Annotated in this window: 21 protein-coding genes; 15 read left to right on the plus strand and 6 right to left on the minus strand. The window is 69.5% G+C overall.

What is annotated here, in order from left to right; translation table 11 throughout:
- Window positions 1–52: 52 nt before the first annotated feature.
- Complete coding sequence (locus tag ACFVH2_RS13950; RefSeq protein WP_378426888.1) at window positions 53–802, minus strand: sensor domain-containing protein; 750 nt, start codon at window positions 800–802, stop codon at window positions 53–55.
- Complete coding sequence (locus tag ACFVH2_RS13955; RefSeq protein ID WP_378426890.1) at window positions 799–1,737, minus strand: hypothetical protein; 939 nt, start codon at window positions 1,735–1,737, stop codon at window positions 799–801. The genes ACFVH2_RS13950 and ACFVH2_RS13955 overlap by 4 nt, the downstream gene beginning before the upstream one ends.
- 133 nt (window positions 1,738–1,870) lie before the next feature.
- Here ACFVH2_RS13955 and lspA point away from each other — a divergent pair, with 133 nt between their 5' ends.
- From lspA to rarD, 4 genes are read left to right on the plus strand one after another with little or no spacing between them, the layout of a single operon-like run.
- Window positions 1,871–2,407 carry a signal peptidase II gene (gene lspA, locus ACFVH2_RS13960; protein ID WP_378426956.1) on the plus strand — a complete coding sequence of 179 codons (537 nt, stop codon included), beginning with the start codon at window positions 1,871–1,873 and terminating at the stop codon, window positions 2,405–2,407.
- Window positions 2,407–3,333 (plus strand): RluA family pseudouridine synthase, encoded by a 927-nt coding sequence (locus ACFVH2_RS13965; protein WP_378426892.1) that lies wholly within the window; start codon window positions 2,407–2,409, stop codon window positions 3,331–3,333. Before lspA ends, ACFVH2_RS13965 begins: the two co-directional genes overlap by 1 nt.
- Window positions 3,326–4,015, plus strand: coding sequence for a hypothetical protein (locus ACFVH2_RS13970; protein ID WP_378426893.1), 690 nt, complete (start codon window positions 3,326–3,328; stop codon window positions 4,013–4,015). Before ACFVH2_RS13965 ends, ACFVH2_RS13970 begins: the two co-directional genes overlap by 8 nt.
- Window positions 4,012–4,941: an EamA family transporter RarD gene (gene rarD, locus ACFVH2_RS13975; RefSeq protein WP_378426895.1), complete on the plus strand. Its 930-nt coding sequence runs from the start codon at window positions 4,012–4,014 to the stop codon at window positions 4,939–4,941. The genes ACFVH2_RS13970 and rarD overlap by 4 nt, the downstream gene beginning before the upstream one ends.
- Before the next feature lie 4 nt (window positions 4,942–4,945).
- Here rarD and ACFVH2_RS13980 read toward each other — a convergent pair whose 3' ends face one another.
- Entirely contained in the window at window positions 4,946–5,953 is a 1,008-nt protein-coding gene (locus tag ACFVH2_RS13980) for an alpha/beta hydrolase (protein ID WP_378426897.1), read from the minus strand.
- Between the two features lie 166 nt (window positions 5,954–6,119).
- On the opposite strand from ACFVH2_RS13980, the gene dnaE reads away from it, so the two are divergent.
- Window positions 6,120–9,659 carry a DNA polymerase III subunit alpha gene (gene dnaE, locus ACFVH2_RS13985; protein ID WP_378426899.1) on the plus strand — a complete coding sequence of 1,180 codons (3,540 nt, stop codon included), beginning with the start codon at window positions 6,120–6,122 and terminating at the stop codon, window positions 9,657–9,659.
- Between the two features lie 33 nt (window positions 9,660–9,692).
- Here dnaE and ACFVH2_RS13990 read toward each other — a convergent pair whose 3' ends face one another.
- On the minus strand, window positions 9,693–9,935 hold the full coding sequence (locus ACFVH2_RS13990) for a hypothetical protein (protein ID WP_378426901.1): 243 nt from the start codon (window positions 9,933–9,935) through the stop codon (window positions 9,693–9,695).
- Window positions 9,936–10,047: 112 nt separating this feature from the next.
- Here ACFVH2_RS13990 and ACFVH2_RS13995 point away from each other — a divergent pair, with 112 nt between their 5' ends.
- Genes ACFVH2_RS13995 through ilvA form a run of 3 tightly spaced genes read left to right on the plus strand, consistent with a single transcriptional unit; the run spans window position 10,048 to window position 13,713 of the window.
- The gene (locus tag ACFVH2_RS13995; protein ID WP_378426903.1) at window positions 10,048–10,482 is read left to right on the plus strand and encodes a nitroreductase family deazaflavin-dependent oxidoreductase; all 435 of its coding nucleotides are present in this window, start codon (window positions 10,048–10,050) and stop codon (window positions 10,480–10,482) included.
- Between the two features lie 54 nt (window positions 10,483–10,536).
- Window positions 10,537–12,312, plus strand: a complete 1,776-nt coding sequence (locus tag ACFVH2_RS14000; RefSeq protein WP_378426905.1) for a pyruvate dehydrogenase — start codon at window positions 10,537–10,539, stop codon at window positions 12,310–12,312.
- Between the two features lie 60 nt (window positions 12,313–12,372).
- Window positions 12,373–13,713: a threonine ammonia-lyase IlvA gene (gene ilvA, locus ACFVH2_RS14005; protein WP_378426907.1), complete on the plus strand. Its 1,341-nt coding sequence runs from the start codon at window positions 12,373–12,375 to the stop codon at window positions 13,711–13,713.
- 35 nt (window positions 13,714–13,748) lie between these two features.
- On the opposite strand, the gene ACFVH2_RS14010 is transcribed toward ilvA, so the two are convergent.
- Window positions 13,749–15,278 (minus strand): PucR family transcriptional regulator, encoded by a 1,530-nt coding sequence (locus tag ACFVH2_RS14010; RefSeq protein WP_378426909.1) that lies wholly within the window; start codon window positions 15,276–15,278, stop codon window positions 13,749–13,751.
- A 206-nt stretch (window positions 15,279–15,484) separates the two neighbouring features.
- On the opposite strand from ACFVH2_RS14010, the gene ACFVH2_RS14015 reads away from it, so the two are divergent.
- From ACFVH2_RS14015 to ACFVH2_RS14045, 7 genes are read left to right on the plus strand one after another with little or no spacing between them, the layout of a single operon-like run.
- Entirely contained in the window at window positions 15,485–16,915 is a 1,431-nt protein-coding gene (locus tag ACFVH2_RS14015) for a gamma-aminobutyraldehyde dehydrogenase (RefSeq protein ID WP_378426911.1), read from the plus strand.
- Window positions 16,916–16,964: 49 nt separating this feature from the next.
- On the plus strand, window positions 16,965–18,320 hold the full coding sequence (gene gabT, locus ACFVH2_RS14020; RefSeq protein ID WP_378426912.1) for a 4-aminobutyrate--2-oxoglutarate transaminase: 1,356 nt from the start codon (window positions 16,965–16,967) through the stop codon (window positions 18,318–18,320).
- Window positions 18,313–20,265 carry a primary-amine oxidase gene (locus ACFVH2_RS14025; RefSeq protein ID WP_378426914.1) on the plus strand — a complete coding sequence of 651 codons (1,953 nt, stop codon included), beginning with the start codon at window positions 18,313–18,315 and terminating at the stop codon, window positions 20,263–20,265. Before gabT ends, ACFVH2_RS14025 begins: the two co-directional genes overlap by 8 nt.
- A complete protein-coding gene (locus ACFVH2_RS14030) occupies window positions 20,258–21,715 on the plus strand; it encodes an NAD-dependent succinate-semialdehyde dehydrogenase (RefSeq protein WP_378426916.1) in 1,458 nt (485 codons plus the stop codon). Before ACFVH2_RS14025 ends, ACFVH2_RS14030 begins: the two co-directional genes overlap by 8 nt.
- A 52-nt stretch (window positions 21,716–21,767) precedes the next feature.
- A complete protein-coding gene (locus ACFVH2_RS14035) occupies window positions 21,768–22,652 on the plus strand; it encodes a universal stress protein (RefSeq protein WP_378426918.1) in 885 nt (294 codons plus the stop codon).
- Window positions 22,645–24,198, plus strand: coding sequence for an APC family permease (locus ACFVH2_RS14040; protein ID WP_378426920.1), 1,554 nt, complete (start codon window positions 22,645–22,647; stop codon window positions 24,196–24,198). Before ACFVH2_RS14035 ends, ACFVH2_RS14040 begins: the two co-directional genes overlap by 8 nt.
- A gap of 4 nt (window positions 24,199–24,202) precedes the next feature.
- Window positions 24,203–24,766, plus strand: coding sequence for a hypothetical protein (locus ACFVH2_RS14045; RefSeq protein WP_378426922.1), 564 nt, complete (start codon window positions 24,203–24,205; stop codon window positions 24,764–24,766).
- 66 nt (window positions 24,767–24,832) lie between these two features.
- Here the strand turns inward: ACFVH2_RS14045 and ACFVH2_RS14050 are convergent, their stop codons facing one another.
- A complete protein-coding gene (locus tag ACFVH2_RS14050) occupies window positions 24,833–25,918 on the minus strand; it encodes a hypothetical protein (protein WP_378426924.1) in 1,086 nt (361 codons plus the stop codon).
- Window positions 25,919–26,136 lie beyond the last annotated feature (218 nt).

A 26,136-nucleotide genomic window follows, 5' to 3' on the forward strand; every position in this document is an offset into this window, starting at 1 on the left:
CCGTACGGGGTGCCGGCATTCGGCGTTCCGAGGCGATGCTCGACGTTCGGGGTCAGCCCGCGACGGCCGCGCCGCGGATCCGGTCGGCCGCGGTGCGCGCCAGGCCCGTCAGGACGGCGGGCTCGACCGGCCGCTGACCGGACGCGACCACCTGCAGCACCGTGGAGCCGACGACCGCGATGATCACGTCCGAGGTCATCGTGACCCCGTCACTGGACGTGGTCAGCCGGACCGCGGTCGAGGCGTCGCCGATGGTCGGCTGGTCGAGGCCGCCGAGCCGGTAGTCGACGTGGACGCCGTCGGCGTCGGTCCCGCTGTAGGTGGTGCACTGCGTCAGAGTCGACTGGACGCGCGTGAAGGCTTGCGCCGCACCGGTAGCGGGATAGCTGGCCGCGTCGGTGTCGACGCTGGCGAAGTCGGGGCCACCGAAGCGGGCCGCTGCGCGAGCGAGCGAGCCGGGGGACTGGTCGGCCACCTCGCGCAGCACCTGTGCGCACTCCTGGGGCGTGGTGCTCGACTTGTCGGCGCCCGCCGCCGTGGTCGCGGGCGGCAGACCGAGGTCGTGGACCGGGTCGGGCAGCGCGACGAATCCGGCAGGCAGTTCCGCCGTGGTGAGCAGCGCGGCCTGCAGCCGATTCCGGTCGCCGATCGGTCCGGCATTCGGGGTGGCGGGCGCGGTGGCGGTGAGCACCGGCGCCGACGCGGCGGGCTGCGCCTCGCTGCCGCCCCCACAGGCTGTCAGGGAGAGGGTGAGAGCGGTCAGCGCGATGGAGCCCGCCCCGACGTATCGCTTCCGGATCACTGGGTGACCCACGAGACCCGGCTCGAGGTCGCTTGCCGCAACCGGGTGGTGCTGTTCGGATCGCTGTAGGTCTGCTCGCCCCCCACGTCGACGGTGCCGTCGACCGGCAGCGGCGCGGCCAGGTCGAAGACCAGGGTGCCCTTGCCCGCCATCACATAGGTGTCGACATTGAGGGTGCCCGCCTCGCCGGGCAGGTCCCACACCTTCGAGACCGGGGTCTGATTGACGGAGACGTCGACGGTGAGCCGGTCGCCGTTGCGGGCCGTGAGTGTCGCGGTGGTCACCTGATTGAGGGCGATGCCGCTCGTCACCTGCTGCTGCACGGTCCACACCGCGCCGACGCCGATCTCGGTGTCGGGGAACGCGACGGTGCGGTAGACGGCTTGGTAGAACGCCTGCTCGACGGCCGAGCGGGCGATGTCCTTGGAGTCGGGCGCCGGGGTGATGCGCAGCGCGGTCACCGAGCCGGACGGCGTGATCGTCAAACCGGCCTTCGACCCGTCCGACGGCTTCAGCGCGTCCTGCAGCCGGGCGTCCGGCGTGGTGAGGGTGCCGAGCGTCAGGTCGACGGAATGCGCGGGATCGTGCTGGCCGCCCTCGACGACCGCGGTCAGCGGCATGCCGAGTTCGGGGGTGGAGAAGTCCTGCTGCGGCTGGTCGTCGATCTGCTGGTACACCTGCGAGGTCGTCGTCAGCAGGACGTGCTGCGGGGCGTCGGCGTTCGGGTGGAAGGTGACCTTCTCCCGGGGCTCGGCGCCGGGATCGAGTACCTGGGTGGTGACCGCGGAGACCGGGACGGTGGTCTCGTTGGAGGTCGACGCCGCGGAGGTGGTCGGTGCGGAGTCGTCGCCGGCGCCGCACGCGGTGACGAGGGTGGCGGCGGCGAGCGCCGCGGCGACGAGCGAGGGCACGGACCGATTCGGGAACACTGGCACCCGACCAGGTTAGCCACGGCTCGGGTGGGCTGCGTTCGACGACGCCGCGATAAGGGATGATGGCGGTGTGAGTGAAGCGGATAGAGCCGAGAAGTACGGACCGGAGGAGGTGTCCGGCGCGGCACCGCTGCGGATGCGACTGCTGATCGCGATCGCCGTGGTGGTCCTCGGACTGGATCTGGTCACCAAGATCGCGGTCGTGCGGTTCGTCGAACCGGGCAAGCCGATCCGGATCGTCGGCGACGTCGTCACCCTGAACCTGATTCGCAATCCCGGGGCCGCGTTCTCGATGGCCACCGGCATGACCTGGCTGCTGACGCTGGTCGCGATCGGTGTGGTGATCGGCGTGATCAAGATCGGTCGCACGCTGCGTTCGCCGTGGTGGGCGCTCGGTCTCGGGCTCGTCCTGGGCGGCGCGCTGGGCAATCTGATCGACCGCATCTTCCGGGCTCCCGGTCCGTTGCAGGGGCACGTCGTCGACTTCGTGTCGGTGGGCTGGTGGCCGGTGTTCAACGTCGCCGACTCGGCGATCGTGTGCGGAGCGGTGCTGCTGGTCGTGCTGACCCTGTTCGGGTTCAACCCCGACGGCACGCGCGGCACCGAGCCGGACCCCGAGGACAGCGCTGACACGAACACCAGCACCGACACGAACACCGAGGAGAACTCCTGATGCGCGAGACACGGTCGATGCCGGTGCCGGACGGGCTCGAGGGCATGCGGGTCGACGCCGGACTGGCGCGTCTGCTCGGACTGTCCCGGACCGCGGTCGCCTCCCTCACCGACGAGGGTGCCGTCCTGATCGACGGGAGCGCGGTGGGCAAGTCCGACCGGCTGCCGTCCGGCGCGTGGCTCGAGGTCGAACTGCCGGAGCCGGCCCGACCCCTGACGGTCGAGGCGCAGCCGGTCGAGGGGATGGACATCCTCTACGCCGACGACGACATCGTGGCCGTCGACAAGCCGGTGGGTGTCGCGGCGCACGCCAGCGTCGGCTGGACCGGCCCCACCGTCGTCGGCGGCCTGGCCGCCGCCGGCTACCGCATCTCCACCTCGGGCGCCCACGAGCGGCAGGGCATCGTGCACCGGCTCGACGTCGGCACGTCCGGGGTGATGGTCGTGGCGACCAGTGAGCGGGCGTACACCGTGCTCAAGCGGGCGTTCAAGCAGCGCACGATCGACAAGCGGTATCACGCCCTGGTCCAGGGGCACCCCGACCCGAGCAGCGGCACCATCGACGCGCCGATCGGCCGGCACCGCAGCAACGACTGGAAGTTCGCCGTCACCGCCGACGGCAAGCCGTCCATCACGCACTACGACACGGTGGAGGCCTTCCAGGCGGCCAGCCTGCTCGACATCCACCTCGAGACCGGTCGGACCCATCAGATCCGGGTGCATTTCGCCGCCCTGCGTCACCCCTGCTGCGGTGACCTGACCTACGGCGCCGACCCCCGGCTCGCGGAACGTCTCGGCCTGGAACGGCAGTGGCTGCACGCCCGCTCGCTCGGCTTCGCGCATCCCGCGGACGGCCGCTGGATCGAGATCACCAGCGAGTACCCGAAGGACCTGCAACACGCGCTCGAGGTCCTGCGGGGTGCGTGACGGCGACTCGGTCGCTCCACAGGCTCCGCTCCGGGCCGGCGTGGCGACGAGCGTCGCCTGCGCCGTCGCCCTGGTCGTGCTCGTTCTCGTGCTCGGTGTGCTGAGGCCGCCCCGGCCGTCGTCGATCGCGACCGACCGGCTCGGCCCCGACTCGGGCGAGCAGGTCGCCGAGTACCTCGACCGCGCCCGCACGAGCCTCGCGGGCCCCGACGCCTCGAGCCCGCGGTGGGCGCTGGTCTCGTTCGATCCGGAGCAGACCGCGGCGCAGGCCTACCGGACCGCCGACGGCGTGCGGGTCTCCCAGGTCCTGTTCCGGGTGCCGCTCGACCGGATCCAGACACAGCTGATCGTCGTCGACGTCGCCGGCGAGGAATCGGTCCTGCGGGCACCGGCGGTCGCGGCGGGACGACTGTCCGGCAGCACCGGCGAGTGGGACCGGCAGGCCCGCATCGACTCGGTGTCGTCGTCGCGGCTGGCGCAGGACTGCCCGTGTGTGGTCGGTCTGACCGTGCGTGGCGACCCGGACCGGCTGCGTGCCCTGGCCGCGGCGCCCGGGGTGCGGGCGGTCGAGGCGCTGCCCGCGGACGGCGTGTTCGGCCGGTTCGCGGTCAACCCGTTGCTGCCCGAGCAGACGCAGACGGCCTCGCCCGGCCCCGACGACGGCGAGGTGCCGGCGCGATGAGCGTCGACGCGTCGAGTTCGGCGCGGCGGTCCGACGCCGAGATCGGCGTCGCCGCGGGTGTGGGCGCGCACCTGATGTGGGGGATGTTCCCCATCTTCTTCGGCCTGCTGGCCCCGGCCGGTCCGGTCGAGATCCTCGCGCACCGGATGCTGTGGACGCTGGTGCTGATGCTGGCGGTCGGCCTGGTCGCCCGCCGGATCGTCCGCTTGCGGTCGTTGACGCCGCGATCGATGCTGCTGGTCGCCGCCGCGGCGGCGATGATCTCCCTCAACTGGGGTGTCTACATCTACGGCGTCACGTCGGGCCGGGTCGTCGAGACCGCGCTCGGCTACTTCGTCAACCCGCTCGTCAGCGTGGTGCTGGGCATGGTGATCTTCCGGGAGCGGGTCAACCGGTGGCAGGCGGGCGCGTTGGGCCTGGCTGCGGTCGCGGTGCTGGTGCTCACCGTCGACTACGGCCACCCGCCGTACATCGCGCTGACGCTGGCGCTGTCCTTCGGCGCGTACGGGCTGATCAAGAAGGTGGTCCCGCTCGATCCCGTCACCAGTCTCACCGCGGAGGGATTGGTCACCGCCCCGTTCGCGATCGGATACCTGGTCTTTCTCGGGGTCACCGGTACCGGCACGTTCGTCGGCCACGGCGCCGGGCACGCCCTGCTGTTGATGACCGCGGGCGTGGTGACCGCGGCGCCGCTGCTGCTGTTCGGTGCCGCGGCCCAGCGGGTGCCGCTGGTCACGCTGGGGATCATCCAGTACCTGACGCCGTCCCTGCAGATGGCCTGGGGTGTCGCGGTCCTGCACGAGGACATGCCCGCGTCGCGCTGGGTCGGGTTCGCGATGATCTGGCTGGCGCTGGTCGTCTTCACCGGCGACGCGGTGCGGCGCGTGCGCGCCGCCCGCCGAGGGGTGCTCGAGCCGGTGCCGTGATCCGTCAGCGGGTGTGCTCCCGCAGGAACGTCACGGTCCGGTCGAGGGCGCGCAGGCCGTCCTCGTTGTCGAGGTTGAACTGGTACTCGTGCGGCAACGCCGGCTCGTGGTCCTCGGGATAGAACAGTGTGGTGACCGGAACGTCGAGTCCGGCGAGCTTGTCTGCGAGCGGTTCGGACTGCGAGTTCGTCAGCGGGTCGGCGTTGCCGCCGCTGAGGTAGGTCGGCGGGAACCGGTTCGTGACGTGCCCGAGCGTGGACATCTGGTCGGCGGGGGTCGAGCCCGCGTAATCGCGCAGGCCCGTGTACGCCCACATCGACCGGTCGACGCCCCAGCCGATGATCCCGGGACCGCCCGTCATCCGGCTCACGTCGTAGATGCCGCAGTTCAGCACCACGCCGCGCAGCTGATCGGGGTGCAGCGCCGGGGTGATCCCGAGTTCGCGGGCGTAGTCCGGGCTGGTGACGAGGGTGGCGAGCTGGCTCGACAGCTGGGCGCCCGCGGAGTCGCCGGCGAGCACGATTCGCGCCGGGTCGACGTGCAGCCGGTCCGCGTTCGCGAGGAGGTACGCGTGCGCGTCGTTGAGCTGGTGGACGGCGGTCGGGTAGGTGTGCTCCGGTCCGAGCGAGTAGTCGAGGGAGATCACCGTGAACCCCTGCGCGGCGATCAACCGGTAGTAGGGCGCGTAGTCGGTCTTGTCGCCCGAGATCCAGGCGCCGCCGTGGGTCCAGATCACGGTCGGCAGCGCGCCCGTGGTGCCGTCCGGAAAGTACACGTCGAGGAGGGCGTCACCGTCGCCCGGCCGGTACTGCTGGTCGGCGATCGACGCGACGCCCTCGGGAGCGTGCTTCTCCAGGGCCGCGGTCGTCCGGCCCGCGTCCCGGTCGAACACCGCGCGGACGACCAGGGCGCCCGGTCGCGGGCTGAGGGTGAAGGCGAGCACGACGGCGACGACGAGGGCGGTCAGCAGTCCGAGCGACCACCGCAACCAGCGGCCCGAGAGGATTCGCATCGGCCGAGTATCGCGCACCGCTTCGGCGGCGTCGGACATACCACGCGCGAGTTCGCGCACACCCCGGCGCGCATGCCCGAGGCTGTCGGAGCCACCGCCTACACTCGGGGCACCCCAGTCCTCCCCGGTCGACGCGACCGGTGACACCGAGCACGGAGAGGCGCGCGTGGCTGACTCGTTCGTTCATCTGCACAATCACACCGAGTACTCGATGCTCGACGGCGCGGCCAAGGTCGGTCCGCTGTTCAAAGAGGCTCAGCGACTGGGGATGACGGCCGTCGGCATGACCGACCACGGCAACATGTTCGGCGCCAGCGAGTTCTACAACGAGGCGAAGAAGCACGACATCACGCCGATCATCGGCATCGAGGCGTACATCGCGCCGGAGTCCCGCTTCAACACCAAGCGGGTGCTGTGGGGCGACCGCAGCCAGAAGTCCGACGACGTTTCCGGTAGCGGCGCCTACACGCACATGACGATGGTCGCCGAGAACGCGACCGGCGTCCGGAACCTGTTCAAGCTCTCCTCCCGCGCCTCGATCGAGGGCCAGCTCGGCAAGTGGGCCCGGATGGACGAGGAGATCATCGCCGAGCACCACGAGGGGATCATCGCGACCACCGGCTGCCCCTCCGGCGAGGTGCAGACCCGGCTCCGTCTCGGCCACGACCGCGAGGCGCTCGAGGCCGCCGCGAAGTGGCAGGAGATCTGGGGCAAGGACAACTTCTTCCTGGAGCTGATGGACCACGGGCTGTCCATCGAACGCCGGGTGCGCGAGGGCCTGCTCGACATCGGTCGCAAGCTCGGCATCCCGCCGCTGGCCACCAACGACTGCCACTACGTCACCAAGGACGCCGCGGAGAACCACGAGGCGCTGCTCTGCATCCAGACCGGTAAGACCCTCAGCGATCCCACCCGGTTCAAGTTCGACGGCGACGGCTACTACCTCAAGTCCGCCGAGGAGATGCGCGCGATCTGGGACGACGAGGTGCCCGGCGCCTGCGACTCGACGCTGCTGATCGCCGAGCGGATCCAGCCCTACGACGAGGTGTGGGAGCACCGGGACCGGATGCCGATCTTCCCGGTGCCGGAGGGTCACACCCAGGAGAGCTTCCTGCGCGCCGAGGTGCTCCGCGGACTGGACCGGCGCTTCCCGGACGGCCCGCCGCAGGAGTACCTCGACCGCGCCGACTACGAGATCGGCGTCATCAACAAGATGGGCTTCCCGGCCTACTTCCTGGTGGTCGGTGACCTGATCAACCACGCGAGGGAGGTCGGCATCTGGGTCGGTCCGGGACGTGGCTCGGCCGCCGGTTCGCTGGTGGCCTACGCGATGGGCATCACCAACATCGACCCGCTTCCCTACGGGCTGCTGTTCGAGCGGTTCCTCAACCCCGAGCGCATCTCGATGCCCGACATCGACATCGACTTCGACGACCGCCGTCGCGGTGAGATGGTCCGCTACGCCACCGAGAAGTGGGGCAGTGACCGCGTCGCCCAGGTCATCACGTTCGGCACCATCAAGACGAAGGCCGCGATCAAGGACTCGGCTCGGGTCCAGTTCGGCCAGCCCGGCTTCGCGATCGCCGACCAGATCACCAAGGCGCTGCCGCCGCCGATCATGGCGAAGGACATCTCGGTCTCGGGCATCACCGACCCCGAGCACGAGCGGTACAAGGAGGCCGTCGAGGTTCGGACGCTGATCGACACGAACCCCGACGTCGCGAAGATCTACCAGACCGCGAAGGGCCTCGAGGGCCTGATCCGCAACGCGGGCGTGCACGCCTGCGCGGTGATCATGTCCTCCGAGCCGCTGACCGACGCGATCCCGGTGTGGAAGCGCGCGCAGGACGGCGCGATCATCACCGGCTGGGACTACCCGTCGTGCGAGGCCATCGGCCTGCTCAAGATGGACTTCCTCGGCCTGCGGAACCTGACGGTCATCGGCGACACGCTCGAGAACATCAAGACGAACCGGGGCATCGACCTCGACCTCGACTCGCTGCCGATGGACGATCCCGCCACGTTCGAGCTGCTCTCGCGGGGCGACACCCTTGGTGTGTTCCAGCTCGACGGCGGCGGCATGCGCGAACTGCTGAAGCTGATGCAGCCCACCGGGTTCGGCGACATCGTCGCCGCCCTGGCGCTGTACCGCCCTGGCCCGATGGGTGTGGACGCGCACACCTCCTACGCCAAGCGCAAGAACGGGCTCGAGGAGGTCAGCCCGATCCATGCCGAGCTGGAAGAGCCGTTGGCGGAGATCCTCTCGGAGACGTACGGGCTGATCATCTACCAGGAGCAGATCATGCACCTGGCACAGAAGGTGGCCGGCTACTCGCTGGGTCAGGCCGACCTGCTGCGCCGGGCGATGGGCAAGAAGAAGAAGGAGATCCTCGAGGAGGCCTACGGCGGCTTCCAGCAGGGCATGCTGGACAACGGCTTCTCCCAGCCCGCCATCACCGCGCTGTGGGACACGGTGCTCCCGTTCGCCGGCTACGCGTTCAACAAGTCCCACTCGGCCGGCTACGGGTTGGTCTCGTACTGGACGGCGTACCTCAAGGCCAACTACCCGGCCGAGTACATGGCCGGCCTGCTCACCTCGGTCGGCGACGACAAGGACAAGTCGGCGGTCTACCTCGCGGACTGCCGGAAGATGGGCATCACCGTGCTGCCGCCGGACGTCAACGAGTCGGCGGTCAACTTCGCGTCGGTCGGCAGCGACATCCGCTTCGGCATGGGCGCGGTGCGCAACGTCGGCGCGAACGTGGTCGCCTCGATCATCAACGCGCGCACCGAGAAGGGGAAGTTCACCGACTTCTCCGACTACCTCAACAAGATCGACGTGATCGCCTGCAACAAGAAGGTCACCGAGTCGCTGATCAAGTCGGGGGCGTTCGACTCCCTCGAGCATCCGCGCAAGGGCCTGTTCCTGATCCACACGGACGCCATCGAGTCGGTGCTGGGCACCAAGAAGGCCGAGGCGGTGGGGCAGTTCGACCTGTTCGGTGACGCGGGCGGCGGCGACGAGTCGCTGTCCTCGGTGTTCGCGATCCGCGTACCGGACGAGGAGTGGGACACCAAGCACCGTCTGGCGCTCGAACGGGAGATGCTCGGCCTCTACGTGTCCGGGCATCCGCTCAACGGTGTCGAGCACATCCTTCGGCAGCAGTCCGACACCTCGATCGCCTCGATTCTCGAGGGCGAGGTCAAGGACGGCGCCCAGGTGACCATCGGCGGCATCGTCGCCTCGGTGGACCGCCGGGTCAACAAGAACGGTCTGACCTGGGCCATCATCCAGCTCGAGGACCTCGTCGGTGGCATCGAGGTGCTGTTCTTCCCGCAGGCCTACGCGGTGTACGGGATGGACATCGCGGAGGACTCCATCGTGCTGGTCAAGGCGCGGGTCTCGGTCCGTGACGACCGGCTCTCGCTGATCGGCAACGATCTCGCGGTGCCCGACCTCTCGGCGGTCGGGGTGGCGAAGCCGATCGCGGTGACCCTGCCGACCCGGCTGTGCACCCCGGACAAGGTGGGGGCGCTCAAGCAGGTCCTGACCAGGCACCCGGGCACCTCGGACGTGCACCTGCGACTGATCAGCGGCAGCCGGATCACCATGCTCAAGCTCGACGACAGCCTGCGGGTCGAACCGTCGTCGGCACTGATGGGCGACCTGAAGGCCCTCCTCGGACCGAGCTGCCTCGGCGGGTAGCTCCTGGCGCCCGATCGTTTCTCCAGGACGCAATCAGTCGGAGCGGCCGGCCCAGTACAGGCGGCGGGCCCACCACACGGCGACCGTCGCGGCGGCGGCCGCGAGGACCGCGGGCTGCAGCGTCTGCGCGACGACGAGCACCACCAGGAACGTCAGCAGCCCGACAACCAGTGCCTCGAGCTTGTACAGCGGCCACCGCGTGCCGGCGATGTCCACGGTCGCGCCGGGCCGCACGGTGCCGCGGTGCGGCGCGGGAGAGTATCCGGCGGTGGTCATCAATTCAGGCTACAAGCAGATTCGATTTCGGTCTACCGAACAATTGTCTTCCGGCCGGCTGGATCGGGGTGTCGGGCTGCGCGGGTCGGCGTCCTGGTGTTGACTGGCGAACATGCCTCTCACCGGTGAGTACGAACCGAGCCCGAGCGCGTGGGCCGCAGACCAGGTCGATCTCTACGAGCGGTCCGGAGGTCGGGAGGGGACGGTGATGCAGGGCAAGCCCGTCGTCATCCTCACGACCAAGGGTGCCAAGTCGGGCAAGCTTCGCAAGTCCCCGCTCATGCGCGTCGAGCACGGCGGCGAGTACGCCGTCGTGGCCTCGCTCGGTGGCGCGCCGAAGAACCCGGTCTGGTACTACAACGTCGTCGCCGACCCGCACGTCGAACTGCAGGACGGCCCGGTCAAGCAGGACATGACCGCGCGCGAGGTGACGGGCGAGGAGAAGGTCGTGTGGTGGGAGCGGGCCGTCGAGGCCTGGCCGGACTACGCGAACTATCAGCTCAAGACGGACCGTCAGATCCCGGTGTTCGTGCTCACCCCGCGGTAGTCCGGTAGCTTCGGCCCCCGTCGTCGGGCGGTTCGCTCCCGGAAGGATGGTCTCATGGCTGCGAAAACCGTTGCGGAACAACTTGTTTCCCAGCTGATCGACGCGGGCGTGCGACGCATCTACGGAATCGTCGGGGACAGCCTCAACCCGGTGGTCGATGCGGTCCGCAAGTCCGGCGGGGCGGCGGCCGGCGGCATCGACTGGATCCACGTCCGGCACGAGGAGGCGGCAGCCTTCGCCGCCGCCGCCGACGCGCAGCTCACCGGCGAACTCGCGGTGTGCGCGGGCTCCTGCGGTCCCGGCAACCTGCACCTGATCAACGGTCTCTACGACGCCGACCGCTCGGGTGCGCCGGTGTTGGCGATCGCCTCGCACATCCCGAGCGCGCAGATCGGCAGCGGATACTTCCAGGAGACCCATCCCGACCGGCTGTTCGTCGAGTGCGCCCGGTACACGGAGCTGATCAGCACCGCGGAACAGGCGCCACGGGTGGTGCACACGGCCATGCAGCATGCGATCGGACTTGCCGGCGTCGCGGTGATCATCCTGCCCGGCGACGTCGCGGACTGCCCGGCCCGGGGCACCGCACCTGCGTTGGTGCGCACCGGACCGCCCGCGGTGGTCCCGGCCGAACAGGACGTCCGCGCGCTCGCGGACGCCGTCAACGCCGCCGAGCGCGTCGCGATCTTCGCCGGTGCCGGGGTGTGCGGCGCCCGCGACGAACTGATCGCGCTGGCCGAGACGATCGGCGCACCGGTGGGGCACACCCTGCGCGGCAAGGAGTGGATCCAGTACGACAACCCGTTCGACGTCGGGATGACCGGGCTGCTCGGCTACGGCGCCGCGCACGACGGCATGCAGGACGCGGATCTGTTGCTGCTGGTCGGCACCGACTTCCCGTACGACCAGTTCCTGCCCGCCGACGTGCCGACCGCGCAGATCGACGTCGCGCCCGAGAAGCTCGGCAGACGAACCAGTCTCGACCTCGCCGTGCACGGTGACACGCTGAGCACCCTGCGGGCGCTCGCGCCTCTCGTGCGCCGCAAACCCGATCGAGCCTTCCTCGACAGCCAACTGGCCAGGCACCGCACCCTGATGGAGAAGGTGGTCGGCGCCTACACCACGCCGGTCAAACAGCGCACACCCATTCACCCCGAGTACGCGGCGTCGATCCTCGACGACCTCGCCGCCGAGGACGCGGTCTTCACCGCGGACACCGGGATGTGCAACGTGTGGACCGCGCGCTACCTGAACCCGAACGGATCCCGTCGGTTCCTCTCCTCGGCGCTGCACGGGTCGATGGCGAACGCGCTGCCGCACGCGATCGGCGCGCAGGTCGCCTGCCCGGGCCGGCAGGTGATCTCGGTGTCCGGCGACGGCGGACTGTCGATGCTGCTGGGCGAGCTGGTCACCGTCGCGGCCTACCGGCTACCGGTCAAGATCGTGGTGTTCGACAACTCGACCCTGGGCATGGTCAAGCTCGAGATGCTCGTCGACGGCCTGCCCGACTTCGGGGTCGACGTGCCCGCGGTCGACTACGCCGCCGTCGCCGCGGCGCTCGGAATCTTCTCGCGCCGGGTCGAGGATCCCGCCGACATCGAGTCCGGGCTGCGGGCGGCTTTCGAGCACGACGGTCCCGCGCTGGTGGACCTGGTGACGGACCCGATGGCGCTCTCGCTGCCGCCGACGATCACCGGCGGGCAGGTCAAGGGATTCGCCCTGGCCATGTCGCGGATGGTGATGAACGGAGGCGCGGGTGAGGCGGTGAAGATGGCGAAGTCGAACCTGCGCAACATTCCGCGTCCGTCGCAGTTCGACCCGCGCGGGTGATCCGTCGGGTCGATTCGCCGCACCTACCGGTCGAGTGGCAGCATTACGGGGGTGTCCAACATGCCGGAACTCGCTGACCTGAAGGCCGCGCTGCCGCTCGACGCGCGCGAAATCGATGCTGCCGCGGCGCGAATTTCCGACGTCATCGAGGCGACCCCGCTGCAGTACAGCGCGCGCCTGTCCGCGGTGACGGGCGCGAAGGTCTACCTCAAGCGCGAGGACCTGCAGGTGGTGCGCTCGTTCAAACTGCGCGGCGCCTACAACCTGATCGTGCAGCTCACGGACGAGGAGCGTGCCTCCGGTGTGGTGTGCGCGAGCGCCGGAAACCACGCCCAGGGCGTCGCGTTCGCGTGCCGCACGATGGGCATCCGGGGCCGCATCTACGTGCCCACCAACACCCCGCGGCAGAAGCGCGACCGGATCCGCGCGCACGGCGGCACGTTCGTCGAGTTGATCGCGACTGGGGAGACCTACGACGCGGCGGCCGCGGCGGCCGCAGACGACGTGCGCCGCACCGGCTCGGTGATGGTGCCGCCGTTCGACGATCCGCGGACCGCGGCAGGGCAGGGCACCATCGCCGCCGAGATTCTCGACCAACTCGGCGAGGAGCCCGGCACGGTCATCGTCCCGGTCGGCGGCGGCGGGCTGATCGCCGGCATCGCCACCTACCTGCACGAGCGTTCGCCGAGCACCGCGATCGTCGGCGTAGAGCCGAGCGGTGCGGCGTCCATGACGGCCGCGCTGGTCGCGGGGGCACCGGTCACGCTCCCCGAGATCGACCCCTTCGTCGACGGGACGGCCGTTCGCCGGATCGGCGACCTGCCGTTCGAGGTGATGTCGGCGCTCGGCGCGGACGTCGTCTCGCACGGCTCGCTGCCGCTGGTGGCAGAGCCGCGGTCGGGGGCGAGCGCCGGAACGTTCGCGATGATCCACGCCGACGAGGGCGCGGTCTGCACGGCGCTGCTCGAGCTGTACCAGAACGAGGGCATCATCGCCGAGCCGTCCGGTGCGCTGTCGGTCGCGGCGCTCGAGCTGGTGAAGGTGCGGCCGGATTCGACGGTGGTCTGCCTGATCTCGGGCGGCAACAACGACGTCTCGCGCTACGGGGAGATCCTCGAGCGTTCGCTCGTGCACCTCGGCCTCAAGCACTACTTCCTGGTGGACTTCCCGCAGGAGCCGGGCGCGTTGCGTCGCTTCCTCGGCGAGGTGCTCGGGCCCGACGACGACATCACCCTGTTCGAGTACGTCAAGCGCAACAACCGCGAGATCGGCGCCGCGCTGGTCGGGATCGAGCTGGGTGCGGCCGACGGGCTGCCGGCGCTGCTCGAGCGGATGGCGGGTTCGGGGATGACCGTCGAGCAGCTCGAGCCGGGTTCGCCGGCGTACCGCTACCTGACCTGAGCCGCACTCGACCGGGGTCTGGACGGCTCGGGCGGTCAGCGGGACTGCCAGGCGATGGTCGCGAGCAGCAGTTCCGCCCGCACCCGGGCCACGTCGAGTCGGCAGTCGAGCAGGGCCTCGACCCGGGCCATCCGGCTGCGCAGGGTGTGCCGGTGCACGCCGAGATTCGTGGCGGCGGACTCCCAGTGGCCGTTGGCATCGAGGTAGGCCCGCAGTGACACGACGAGCTCGGTGCCGTGCAGCCGGTCGTGTTCGGCGAGACCGGCGACCGTGTCGCGGGCCAGGTCGTCGAGCACCTGGCGCGAGGTGGGCGTGGCGAGCAGCGCGTTGCCGGTCAGCGCGGAGAACTCGAGCGGTGTGCCGCCCGACGTCGCGGCAGACGCCGCGAGGCGGGACTGCCCGACCGCGGCGCTCGTCTCGTCGAGCGGCAGGGCCGCGCTCACGCCGACCCGGAGTGATCGCAGCACCGGCGCGGGCAGCCCGCGCAGCAGCTTCCGGGCCGAGTCGGGTGTGTCGGATCCCCGGAGCAGCACGGCGACGTCGCTCTCGCGGCTGACCAGGAACAGCGGCCGGTCGGCCTCGCGCATCGCCCGGTCGAGGGCGCCGGCGACCCTGGGGACCGCACTCGGTTGCTCGCACATCACCGTCAGCGCGCGGACGGTGTCGCCGTCGTCTGCGGCGGCGCCGAGCAGCGACCGCGCCGGGGAGGTGACTTCCGATTCGGCGAGCACCAGGGCCAGGGCGCAGCCGTTGAGTTCGTTCTGCGCGGCGAGCAGGTGCTGCGGTTTCTCGTAGTCGAGGGCGAGCAGGGAGTTGGCGTGGCCGAGCAGGATCTGGTCCACGCTGCTCAGTGGCGCCGGGCTGAGCAGTGCCAGGTGGCCGTGCGTGGTGGTTCCGACGCCGATGCGCTGCACCGTGATCGACGAGCCGGACCTGCCGACCGAGACCCCCGAGGAGGCGGAACCCGTCTGCGTGGTGAGCACGGCCCGGATCTCGGTGGCGGTCGCCTCGTCGACCCGCGCCGGATGCGACGCGACGGATCGTCCTCGGCGGTCCAGGAGCACGGCCGTCGCACCGGTCGCCCCGGCGAGCTCGCGCAGGATCGCCGCGGCGCCGCCCTGCACGACGGCCCGGGTCATGCGGGGCTGGGCCCGGGAGGCGCGCAGCACGGCCTCGTACTGCAGTTCCGCGAGCCTGCCCATGATGCGTTTGGTGACCGCGGTGAAGGGCGTGGGCAGGGGCACCTCGAGCAGGGGCAGGCCCAGGTCCTCCGCCGTCGACACCATGTCCGCAGGCACCGTGGGGTGGGTCAGCCCGGTGCCGAAACCGACTGCGGCCACGCCGGATTCGTGGAGCCGGGCCAGGTAGCGCGCCCGGCCGGACCGGGTCAGCGGCAGCCGGAGTCCGGTGGTGAGGACGAATTCCCCGCCGGAGAGCCACTGGAACGGTTCGGGCAGTTCGGTGGTCAGGGCCAGCGTCACCTCGCGGTCGAGCCCGGACGTGCCTGCCTTGAGATCGAGCGCCAGTTCGCGCTGGGCGAGGATCCATCGCACCGGGACCGCCATCATTCCTCCTGCTCTCGCCCCGCCGGGCGTCAGCGCAACCGCGTCAGCGTCGCAGCGGGCCGACACTCGACGAAACGGAGCGAGAAGTGGTTTCGCACGCTCCATTTTGGCACGTGTCGAGGGCAGTGACGTGGCGCACACTTGTCACAACCCGCCACCGCGGATGCTGCTGCTGTGCCCGCCATCGGCCTGGAGGAATGGAACCCATGGGAACCGACCTGCTCGAGAACTTCATCAACGGCGAATTCGTGCCCTCGACCGCGGCGGAGACGATCGAGGTGATCAATCCGGTCGACGAGACGGTCGTGGCCAGGTCGCCGATCTCCGCGAAGGCGGACATCGACCAGGCGGTCGACGCCGCGAAGAAGGCCTTCGTCGCGTGGGGCAAGACCACGCCCGGCGCGCGGCAGGCGGCGCTGCTCGCGCTGGCGGACGCGATCGAGGCGCACAGCGACGAACTCGTCGAGGCGCAGAGCCGCAACACCGGCCAGCCCAAGGCGGTCATCGCGGCGGAGGAGGTCAAGGTCGGTGCGGACCAGCTCCGCTTCTTCGCCGGCGCCGCCCGGATGCTCGAGGGCAAGTCCGCGGGCGAGTACATGGAGGGCTTCACCTCCTACGTCCGGCGCGAGCCGATCGGAGTTGTCGGCCAGGTCACGCCCTGGAACTACCCGTTCATGATGGCGATCTGGAAGATCGGCCCGGCGCTCGCGGCGGGGAACACCATCGTGCTGAAGCCGAGCGACACCACGCCCGAGAGCACCCTCGTGTTGGCGCGTCTGACCAAGGGGATCCTGCCCGACGGCGTGCTCAACGTGGTGCTGGGCAACGGCGGCACCGGCGCGACGCTCGTCGAGCACCCGGCGATCGGCCTGGTCTCGATCACGGGGTCGGTCCGGGCCGGTATCGCGGTGGCGGTGTCGGCCGCCAAGCAGCTCAAGCGGGCGCACCTCGAACTCGGTGGCAAGGCTCCGGCCGTGGTGTTCGGCGACGTCGACGTCACGAAGGCCGCCGACGGGATCGCCGAGGCAGCGTTCTTCAACGCCGGTCAGGACTGCACCGCGGCGACGCGGGTGCTCGTGCACGAGTCGATCCACGATCAGCTCGTCGACGCGCTGGTCGCCAAGGCGAAGACGCTCAAGACAGGGCTGCCCGACGACCCCGAGACCTTCTACGGCCCGCTCAACAACGTCAACCACTTCTCCGCGGTGACCGGCAAGATCGCCGCGCTGCCGCCGTACGCCAAGGTCGTCACCGGCGGAAATCGGATCGGGGACAAGGGCTTCTTCCTGGAGCCGACCATCGTCACGGGTGTGCGTCAGGACGACGACATCGTTCAGGAGGAGACCTTCGGCCCGGTGTTGACGGTGCAGTCGTTCACCGACGAGGCCGAGGCCGTCGAGCTGGCCAACGACGTCCGGTTCGGGCTCGCGTCGAGCGTGTGGACCACCGATCACGCAACCGTGCAGCGACTCTCGGCCGCCCTGGACTTCGGTGCGGTCTGGGTCAACTGCCACATCCCGCTCGTCGCGGAGATGCCGCACGGCGGATTCAAGTACTCCGGCTACGGCAAGGACCTGTCCGCGTACGGGGTCGAGGACTACACCCGCATCAAGCACGTCATGAGCTCGCACGACTGACCGCGGCGACGAATGCCGCACGGCTACTTCCTATTCGAGGGATGAATCAATGACTGACATTCGCTACCGCCTCCCGCAGAAGCGGGCACTCGTCACCGAGCTGCCCGGACCGCGCTCGCTGGCCCTCACCGCCCGGCGCAAGGCCGCGGTGGCGGCGGGCGTCGGGTCCAGCGTGCCCGTGTACGCGGCCGACGCCGACGGCGGCGTCGTGGTGGACGTGGACGGCAACTCCCTGGTGGACCTGGGGGCCGGCATCGCCGTGACCAGCGTCGGCGCCTCCAATCCCGAGGTGGCGCAGGCGGTCTCGGAGCAGGCCGGTCACTTCACGCACACCTGCTTCATGGTCACGCCGTACGAGAGCTACGTGCGGGTGGCCGAGGAGCTGGCGGCGCTGACACCCGGCGATCACGAGAAGCGCTCGGTGCTGTTCAACTCTGGCGCCGAGGCGGTGGAGAACGCGGTCAAGGTGGCGCGACTGGCCACCGGACGCGACGCCGTCGTCGCGTTCGACCACGCGTACCACGGCCGGACGAACCTGACCATGGCGTTGACGGCGAAGTCGATGCCCTACAAGGCGCACTTCGGCCCGTTCGCCCCGGAGATCTACCGGATGCCGATGTCGTACCCGTACCGCGACGAGGCCGGGCTGACCGGTGAGCAGGCCGCGCGCCGGGTGATCAGCCAGATCGAGAAGCAGATCGGCGCGGACAGCGTCGCGGCGATCATCATCGAGCCCATCCAGGGTGAGGGCGGATTCATCGTCCCGGCAGCGGGATTCCTGCCGACCCTCGTCGCTTGGGCACGGCAGCACGGCGTCGTGTTCATCGCCGACGAGGTGCAGACCGGCTTCGCCCGTACCGGCGCCTGGTTCGCCAGCGAGGACGAGGACATCGTCCCGGACATCGTCACGATGGCCAAGGGCATCGCCGGTGGCATGCCGCTCGCCGCGATCACCGGCCGCGCGGAGTTGCTCGACGCGGTGCACCCCGGCGGACTCGGCGGCACCTACGGCGGCAACCCGGTCGCCTGCGCCGCCGCACTCGCCGCCATCGACTTCATGCGCGAGCACGACCTGCCCGCCCGCGCCCGGCACATCGAGGAACTGGCGACAAACCGGCTCCGCGCCCTCGCCGCCGAACTCGACGTGATCGGGGACGTTCGAGGTCGCGGCGCCATGCTGGCCATGGAATTCGTCGAACCGGGCGGCACCGACCCGGACCCCGACATCACCAAGGCGATCGCGGCCAAGGCGCTCGAGCAGGGCGTCATCCTGCTCACCTGCGGCACCTACGGCAACGTGATCCGGCTGCTGCCGCCGCTGGTGATCGGCGACGAACTCCTCGGCGACGCGCTCGACGTCGTCGAGGCCACCATCCGCACTCTGGCAGGGAGAAACCGTGGCTGACACCTTCCACCCGCTCGACCCGCTCGTCGCCGAGGAGTTCACCAAGGTCGCGGCCGTCCTTTCCCGCGCGCACGGGGTGGGCCCCGGCTGGCGGTACGCATCGATCGAGCTCGCCGAACCGAGTAAGGCCGCCGTCGCCGCGTTCGACGCCGACGGGGCGGTGCCGGACCGGCGGGCGCACGTGGTGTGTTTCGAGCGCGCCGAGAACAAGACCTACAAGGCGCTGGTCTCGCTCACCTCGGACTCGGTGGTGTCCTGGCAGCACGTTCCCGGTGTGCAGGCGAACTTCACCGTCGACGAGTGGGAGGAGTGCGACGAGGTCCTGCGCAACCACCCGGCCGTCGTCGCGGCCCTGGCCGAGCGCGGCATCACCGACATGTCCAAGGTGTTCATGGACACCTGGACCTACGGCGAGCCGGTGATACCGGAGCGGTACAAGGGCCGCAGGCTCGGCTGGTCCGACACCTGGGTCAAGGCGGCCGACGGCGCGAATCCCTATGCCGGACCGGTGAACGGCTTCCACTGCGTGATCGACGTGAACAGCATGGAGTTGCTCGAGATCGAGGACACCTTCCGCGTCGACCGTCCCGAGATCATGGGGGAGTACGTCCCACGGCACATCCCCGAGCGGATTCTGGGCGCCAGTACCCGGGAGCCGCTGAAACCCCTGGAGATCACCCAGCCCGAGGGGCCGTCGTTCACGCTCGAGGGCAACAAGCTCGAGTGGCAGAACTGGTCGCTGCGGGTGGGATTCAACTACCGCGAGGGAATGACGCTGCACGCGGTGTCGTACAACGACAACGGCCGCCGGCGCTCGATCGCGAACCGGCTGTCCTTCGCCGAGATGATCGTGCCGTACCGCGACCACTGCGACGACCACTACCGGCGCACCGCGTTCGACATCGGCGAGTGGGGCATCGGATTCATGACCACCTCGCTGGAACTGGGCTGCGACTGCCTCGGTGAGATCCGCTACCTCGACGCCACGCTGCACAACAGCAAGGGCGAGCCGTACACGATCAAGAACGCGATCTGCATCCACGAGGAGGACAACGCGGTCCTGTGGAAGCACGTCGACCACGACGGCGCCGAGGTCCGCCGGATGCGCCGGCTGACGGTCTCGTTCCACGTCACCGTCGCCAACTACGAGTACCTCACCTACTGGCGCTTCTACCAGGACGGCAACATCGAATGTGAGGTCCGGGCAACCGGAATCATGGTGGTCAGCCACTTCGACGAGGGCGCCGCGCATCCGCACGGCACGCTCGTCGACCGGCGCACCTACGCGCCGTACCACCAGCACTTCCTGGTCGCCCGGATGGACCTGGACGTGGACGGCACCGAGAACACCGTCTACGCCACCGAGACCGAGATGGTGCCGATGGGCCCGGACAACCCGTACGGCCTGTCGCTGCGGCAGAAGAACACCCCGCTGCGCACCGAGGAGGAGGGCAAGCAGGACTACGACTGGCAGTCGCAGCGGGCGTGGAAGGTGGTCAACGACAACACCGAGAACGGTCTCGGCACCTCGCCCGCCTACAAGCTGGTGCCCGGCGGGGCGATCCCGTCGATGTTCGACCCGGCCTCGCCGATTTTCCAGCGCACCCAGGTTATCGGGCACACCGTGTGGGTCACCCCCAGTGCCGAGGACGAGCGTTGGCCCGCAGGCGAATTCGTCAACCAGAGCGGCGTCGACCACGGACTGCCGGAATGGACCGAGGCCAACCGCAGCATCGAGAACACCGACGTGGTCCTGTGGTACGTCTTCGGCATCCACCACATCACCCGGCCCGAGGACTGGCCGGTGATGCCCGCGGACACCGTCAACTTCTGGCTCAAGCCGGTCGGCTTCTTCGACCGCAACCCCGCGCTGGACGTCGCACCGACGCCGCCCAAGGCCTGCCATGTATCCGAGCCGTGTCATGCAAAGGAAGATCATGAGTAACTTCGACGAACTCCTCGCGACCGTGCCGACCGGGCTGTGGATCGACGGCGGACCGTCCGACGCCGTCGACGGCGGCACCTTCCCGGTGCTGAATCCCGCCACCGGCGAGACGCTGGCCGAGGTCGCGGACGCGACCGGCAAGGACGCGCTGCGCGCGTTGGACTCGGCGTGCCGGGTGCAGCAGGAGTGGGCGGCCACCGCGCCGCGCAAGCGCTCGGACATCCTGCGGGCGGCATGGGAACTGGCCACCGCCCGCGCCGACGACCTCGCGCTGCTGATGACGCTGGAGATGGGCAAGGCGCTCGCGGAGAGCCGCGGCGAGGTGGCCTACGGCGCCGAGTTCCTGCGCTGGTTCAGCGAGGAGGCGGTGCGGATCCAGGGCCGATTCAGCGCGGCACCGTCCGGGAACGGGCGGATCCTGGTGACCAAGGCACCGGTCGGCCCCTGCCTGGCGATCACGCCGTGGAACTTCCCACTGGCCATGGGCACCAGGAAGATCGGGCCGGCGCTCGCGGCCGGCTGCACGATGATCGTGAAGCCGGCGGAGGACACCCCGCTGACCATGCTGCTGCTCGCGGAGATCTTCGCGGAGGCAGGGCTGCCGGCGGGCGTGCTGTCGGTGCTGCCTGCCTCGGACGCTGCCTCCGTGACGGCGCCGCTGCTCGCCGATCCGCGGTTGCGCAAGGTCACCTTCACCGGGTCGACCAGGGTCGGCAAGCTCCTGATCGAACAGTCCGCGCAGCAGGTGCTGCGCACGTCGATGGAACTCGGCGGCAACGCGCCGTTCGTGGTGTTCGATGACGCCGACGTGGACGCCGCGGTCGACGGCGCGATGGCCGCGAAGATGCGCAACGGCGGTGAGGCCTGCACCGCGGCCAACCGGTTGATCGTGGCCAATTCCGTGCGCGAGGAGTTCACCGCCAAGCTCACCGAGAGGATCGCGGCGATGACCGTCGGCGCGGGATACGAGGACGGCACCCAGATCGGCCCGCTGATCAACGAACGCCAGCGTGGCAGCGTCGCCGCGCTGGTGGACGACGCGATCGCGGCCGGGGCGCGGGTGCGAACCGGCGGCGGCGCCGTGGACGGGCCGGGGTTCTTCTACCAGCCCACCGTCCTCGACAACGTGCCCGCCGACTCGCGGATCGTCGCCGAGGAGATCTTCGGGCCGGTCGCCGCGATCACCGGCTTCGACACCGAGGACGAGGCGATCGCCGCGGCGAACGGCACCGAGTTCGGCCTCGCGGCCTACATCTACACGCAGAACCTGGACCGGGCGATGCGGGTCGCGGACGCGCTCGAGTCCGGGATGGTCGGCGTCAACCGCGGTGTGATCTCGGATCCGGCCGCGCCCTTCGGCGGCGTCAAGCAGTCCGGCCTCGGCAGCGAGGGCGGAACCGAGGGCATCGAGGAGTACCTCGACACCAAGTACGTCGCACTGACCCCGTAGTCGTCCCGTCGGGACGACTACGCCCCCTACCGATCGACGAAGGTTGGCCGACATGCGTTTGGTCGTTGGATATCTCGCCACCCCGAGCGGCGCCGACGGTCTCGCCCTCGCGGTACTGCTGGCCCGCAGCCTCGGGGCGGAGATCGACATCTGCCTCGTCCTCCCGCCGGAGGAGCCGGTGGGCGTGCGGATCCCGACCGAGGCCGCGTACGAGGACCTGCTCGCAGACCAGGCGGTGGAGTGGTTGGTCGAGGCCCGCGCCACCGTCCCGGACGACGTGGTGGCGCGCACCCATCTGCGGTATCACGAGTCCTTCGCGCAGGGTCTGCTCGATGCGGCTCGGGAACTGGACGCATCGGTGATCGTCATCGGCGCGGCCGGGGACGGGCTCCTCGGCCGGCACTCGATCGGCTCGGTCACCGGCGAGCTGCTGCACTGTGCGCATCTGCCGATGGCGTTGGCGCCCAGGGGGATGCGGCACTCGACCGCGAAACGGATCGGTCAGGTGACCTGCGCTCTGGGCACCCGCGCGGGTGCCGACGTGCTGCTGCGGGAGGCGGTGCGGGTCACCGAGCTCTCCGGGGCGCCGCTGCGGCTGGTGTCGCTGGTGTCGCTGGACGCGTCCACCCGCCGCCGGTCCGACACCCAGGCCTCCGCGCGCGAGCGCAGCCTCGCGCATGCCGACGTCGTCCTCGAGACGGCGAAGTCCGCTCTGCCGAAGGGGATCTCAGTCGAATCGCAGGTCGCGGACGGAACCAGCGTGGAGTCCGCGGTGAGCAAGCTGGAGTGGACGGACGGGGACGTGATGATGGTCGGCTCGAGCCGGCTCGCGCGGCCGCGCCATCTCTTCCTCGGCTCGACGGCGGCCAAGATGCTCCGTGTCGTCCCGGTCCCGATGATCGTCGTCCCGAAAGAGGAGTACTCCGACCATGACTGACGACAGCGAACGCGAATCCACCGGGCTGGTCTCCAAAGGACTCGCGGCCGGGAAGGTCGGTACCCTCTCCGGCGCGATCATCGGGATCTCCTGCGTGGCACCCGGTTACACGCTGACCGCGAGCATCGGCCTGATCGTGGCCGCGGTGGGGCTGAAGATGCCCGCGATCTTCATCGCCGGATTCATCCCGATGTTCCTCACCGCCTACGCGTACCGGGAGCTCAACTCCGAGTCGCCCGACTGCGGCGCGTCGTTCACCTGGTCCACGAAGGCATTCGGGCCGTACGTCGGCTGGATGTGCGGGTGGGGCATGGTGATGGCGACGATCATCGTGCTGTCCAATCTGGCCGCGATCGCGGTGCAGTTCTTCTACCTGTTCCTGGCGAGGGTCTTCGACCAACCGGGCATCGCGGACCTGGCGGGGAACAAGGCGGTCAACATCGCCACCACGCTCGCGTTCCTCGCGCTGGCCACCTGGATCTCGGGTCGGGGCATCACCACCAGCGAGCGGCTCCAGTTCATCCTCGTCGGATTCCAGATGGTCGTGCTCCTCGCGTTCGTGATCACCGCGTTCGTGCACGTGGCGAACGGATCAGCGCCCGCGAACCTCAGCTTCAGCCTGTCGTGGTTCAACCCGTTCAGCGGTCTCGCCATCGGGGCCTTCGTGGTCGGGGTGACCGGCTCGATCTTCGCCTTCTGGGGCTGGGACACCTGCCTGACGCTGGGCGAGGAGTCCAAGGACCCCAAGAAGACGCCCGGCCGCGCCGGCCTGCTGTGCGTGGTGTCGATCCTGATCACCTACCTGCTGGTCGCGGTCGCGGTGATGATGTACGCGGGGGTGGGGGAGGACGGGCTCGGGCTCGGCAACCCGGACAACTCGGAGAACGTCTTCGGTGCACTGGCGGAGCCGGTGCTCGGGCACTGGCCGGGGTTGCTGCTGTTCCTCGCGGTGCTGGCCTCCTCGGCGGCGAGCCTGCAGACGACGTTCCTGCCCGCAGCCCGCACCATGCTGGCGATGGGTGCGTACCGCGCGTTCCCGAAGAAGCTCGCCGAGGTCAACCCACGGTTCCTGGTGCCGACCTACGCCACGGTGGTGGCGGGCGTGGTCACCGGCGTGTTCTACACCGTCGTCACGTTGCTCTCGGAGCGAACGCTGCTCGACACCATCGCGGCGCTCGGCATCATGATCTGCTGGTACTACGGCATCACGGCATTCGCCTGCGTGTGGTACTTCCGCCGTGAGTTGTTCACCAGCGCACGCAACTTCGTGTTCAAGTTCTTGTTCCCGTTGCTCGGCGGGCTCATGCTGGCCGCGGTGTTCGTCATCTCGATCGGGGAGAGCATGAACCCGGACAACGGCAGTGGCGCGTCCATCGGCGGCGTCGGGCTGGTGTTCTTCATGGGATTCGGTGTCCTGCTGCTCGGCGCTGTGCTGATGGTGATCATGCGGATCAGGCAGCCCGACTTCTTCCTGGGCCGGACGTTGACCCGCGACACCCCCGCCCTCGTGGGCGAGGAGGATGTCGCCGCGGTGACCCGAGGCTGAGCGGATGGACGTTCTCGCAGGTCGGGCCGCCGCGGCGACGAGCGGTGTCGCGGCGGGCGCACACCTGGTGCTCGCGGTACTGCTGCTTGGTCAGTCTTTCGTCCTGGCAACGGTTCTGGGTGCGATGGCGGGCTGGTGTCTGAACTGCGCGCGGCATCTCTGGCACGCGCCGAGCCTGCGCACGTGGACCGTCGCGGCGGCGGGAGGGGCGGCGATGCTCGTCGCCCACGCCGGGTCGATGGCGGTGATGCCGTTGTTCTCCGGGCCCGGCGCGAGGCATCACCACGGCGGATCCGCCGTGTCCGCGGCGCCGAATGTCACGACCGGTCGGGTGGTCGACCTGGGCGGGCTGATGTCCGCGTCGATGTGTGCGGTCCTGGTCGCCGAGGCGCTCCTGCTCGCCGGCGCCGCGGTGATCGCGCTGCGGAACAGCCGGTCGAACCGGGACACCGTCGCGGCGAAGGGTCGCGCACACCGAGGTGCTGTCAGATCTTCGGGTCGATCTGACCGCCGGTTACGTGCTGTCGGCCGCCGGGTAGGTTCCGGGGCCTGGGCGCGGCCTGCATAGGCGTGCGCACGGTCGAGCCCCGCAGCGCCGTTGGTGGCAGTGCGGGGCTCGTGGTAGCCGTGGGTGTCAGTTGTTGGTGACGGTGAAGCCCTTACCGACGGTGCTGGGATGGTCGGGATGGTTGATGCTGTCAAGGATGTTCTTGGCCGAGGTGTTGACCCAGAAGCCCGCACCGAGGGTGGCCGTGATGATACCGACCCACTTGCCGGTTCCCCGCATGACAACCGGACCACCGGAGTCGCCGTGCTGGAATCCGGCGAGACTGTAGATGATTCCGCTGCTGGTGACCGAGGTGACGACGCCCCAGTTGGGAGCCACCGCATTGGCCGCCGGCCACGGGACGCGCGCCGACCAGGCCCCGAAGTTCTCGATACTGTTGATCAAGGGTGTCGGGAGCGCGGGCGCGCTGTTGGAGCCGTAGACGGAGTTGACTTTGAAGAGCTTGCCCCCGCCCGCCGTGCTCGTGACTGCCTTCCCGTCCTTGTCCAGTACCTGGCTGGACAGTTGTACCCCGGGTGCGAATTCGATCACCGTGTAGTCGGTGCGGCTGTTGACGTTGACGTCGGTGTCGGAGTAGCCCTTGTCGTAGTAGGTCGCCATGTCGGTGATGGCCTCGGCTGCCGGATCGCGCGGGCACTTCTTCCCGTCCGGACCCGTGTCTCCGGCCTTGCAAACATCGCCGTCTACCCAGCGAATCCACCCGATGGGTGGCACCGTGGTCCCTTGGTCGCGGGCGTAGAGGACTGCGTTGTGGTCATACACGGGATGGTCGTTGTCGCTGACGGGTACGCCGCGGGGGGCGCCGACGTACTTGGGGATCATGACATTCGAGAAATCGGGGGTGTTGTTCCTTTGGGTGGTCTTGGGGTTGCAGTGTCCAGCGGTGATACCGACATTTCGACCTGCGGAATCGGTGCCGACCACTCCGAGGGTGCAGGTGTTCCCGACCATGCCGGGGCTCGAATCCCCGTCGAAGTCGATGTACATGCCAGGAAACGCGGTCGGCGTTGCTGGCGGCGGGTAGGGCGTGGGTTCGTCCTGCTTCGGTTCGGCCAGGAGAGCACTGGCCGTCGGGGCGACCGTGGTGGTGACCCCCATCGTGAGTGCGAGGGCGGCGAGGGATCCGGCGAGAACTCTGGTGACGCGCTTCATCCAAATGTCCTTCTGTGGTCGGCAACGAGCGCGACAGTACCGACCGGTCTTGTTTCTGGGCTGAAATGTCGAAGTTGCGATCCGCCTGCGATGCTGCCGCCTGAACCGCGTCGTCGAACTGCGGGGCGCAGACCGTCGTCCCATGACTGGGTCATGACGATGACCGCTCGCTGCACCTGGCTGTCGTAGTCGAAGGGGTGCCCTGCTCGACCGGTGGA

Origin of the sequence: Rhodococcus sp. NPDC127527 (assembly GCF_042672245.1) — a bacterium.
Classification (GTDB): Bacteria; Actinomycetota; Actinomycetes; order Mycobacteriales; family Mycobacteriaceae; genus Rhodococcus_G.

What these genes read in the sequence shown, in the direction of transcription:
- ACFVH2_RS14030 (WP_378426916.1), top strand. Translation starts at nt 20,258, where the DNA reads ATGAGTAACTTCGACGAACTCCTCGCGACCGTGCCGACCGGGCTGTGG.
- ACFVH2_RS14015 (WP_378426911.1), top strand. Translation starts at nt 15,485, where the DNA reads ATGGGAACCGACCTGCTCGAGAACTTCATCAACGGCGAATTCGTGCCC.
- ACFVH2_RS13990 (WP_378426901.1), bottom strand. Translation starts at nt 9,935, where the DNA reads ATGACCACCGCCGGATACTCTCCCGCGCCGCACCGCGGCACCGTGCGG.
- ACFVH2_RS13980 (WP_378426897.1), bottom strand. Translation starts at nt 5,953, where the DNA reads ATGCGAATCCTCTCGGGCCGCTGGTTGCGGTGGTCGCTCGGACTGCTG.
- ACFVH2_RS14035 (WP_378426918.1), top strand. Translation starts at nt 21,768, where the DNA reads ATGCGTTTGGTCGTTGGATATCTCGCCACCCCGAGCGGCGCCGACGGT.
- ACFVH2_RS13995 (WP_378426903.1), top strand. Translation starts at nt 10,048, where the DNA reads ATGCCTCTCACCGGTGAGTACGAACCGAGCCCGAGCGCGTGGGCCGCA.
- ACFVH2_RS14050 (WP_378426924.1), bottom strand. Translation starts at nt 25,918, where the DNA reads ATGAAGCGCGTCACCAGAGTTCTCGCCGGATCCCTCGCCGCCCTCGCA.
- ACFVH2_RS14040 (WP_378426920.1), top strand. Translation starts at nt 22,645, where the DNA reads ATGACTGACGACAGCGAACGCGAATCCACCGGGCTGGTCTCCAAAGGA.
- ACFVH2_RS14000 (WP_378426905.1), top strand. Translation starts at nt 10,537, where the DNA reads ATGGCTGCGAAAACCGTTGCGGAACAACTTGTTTCCCAGCTGATCGAC.
- gabT (WP_378426912.1), top strand. Translation starts at nt 16,965, where the DNA reads ATGACTGACATTCGCTACCGCCTCCCGCAGAAGCGGGCACTCGTCACC.
- ACFVH2_RS14045 (WP_378426922.1), top strand. Translation starts at nt 24,203, where the DNA reads ATGGACGTTCTCGCAGGTCGGGCCGCCGCGGCGACGAGCGGTGTCGCG.
- rarD (WP_378426895.1), top strand. Translation starts at nt 4,012, where the DNA reads ATGAGCGTCGACGCGTCGAGTTCGGCGCGGCGGTCCGACGCCGAGATC.
- ACFVH2_RS13965 (WP_378426892.1), top strand. Translation starts at nt 2,407, where the DNA reads ATGCGCGAGACACGGTCGATGCCGGTGCCGGACGGGCTCGAGGGCATG.
- lspA (WP_378426956.1), top strand. Translation starts at nt 1,871, where the DNA reads ATGCGACTGCTGATCGCGATCGCCGTGGTGGTCCTCGGACTGGATCTG.
- ACFVH2_RS14010 (WP_378426909.1), bottom strand. Translation starts at nt 15,278, where the DNA reads ATGGCGGTCCCGGTGCGATGGATCCTCGCCCAGCGCGAACTGGCGCTC.
- ilvA (WP_378426907.1), top strand. Translation starts at nt 12,373, where the DNA reads ATGCCGGAACTCGCTGACCTGAAGGCCGCGCTGCCGCTCGACGCGCGC.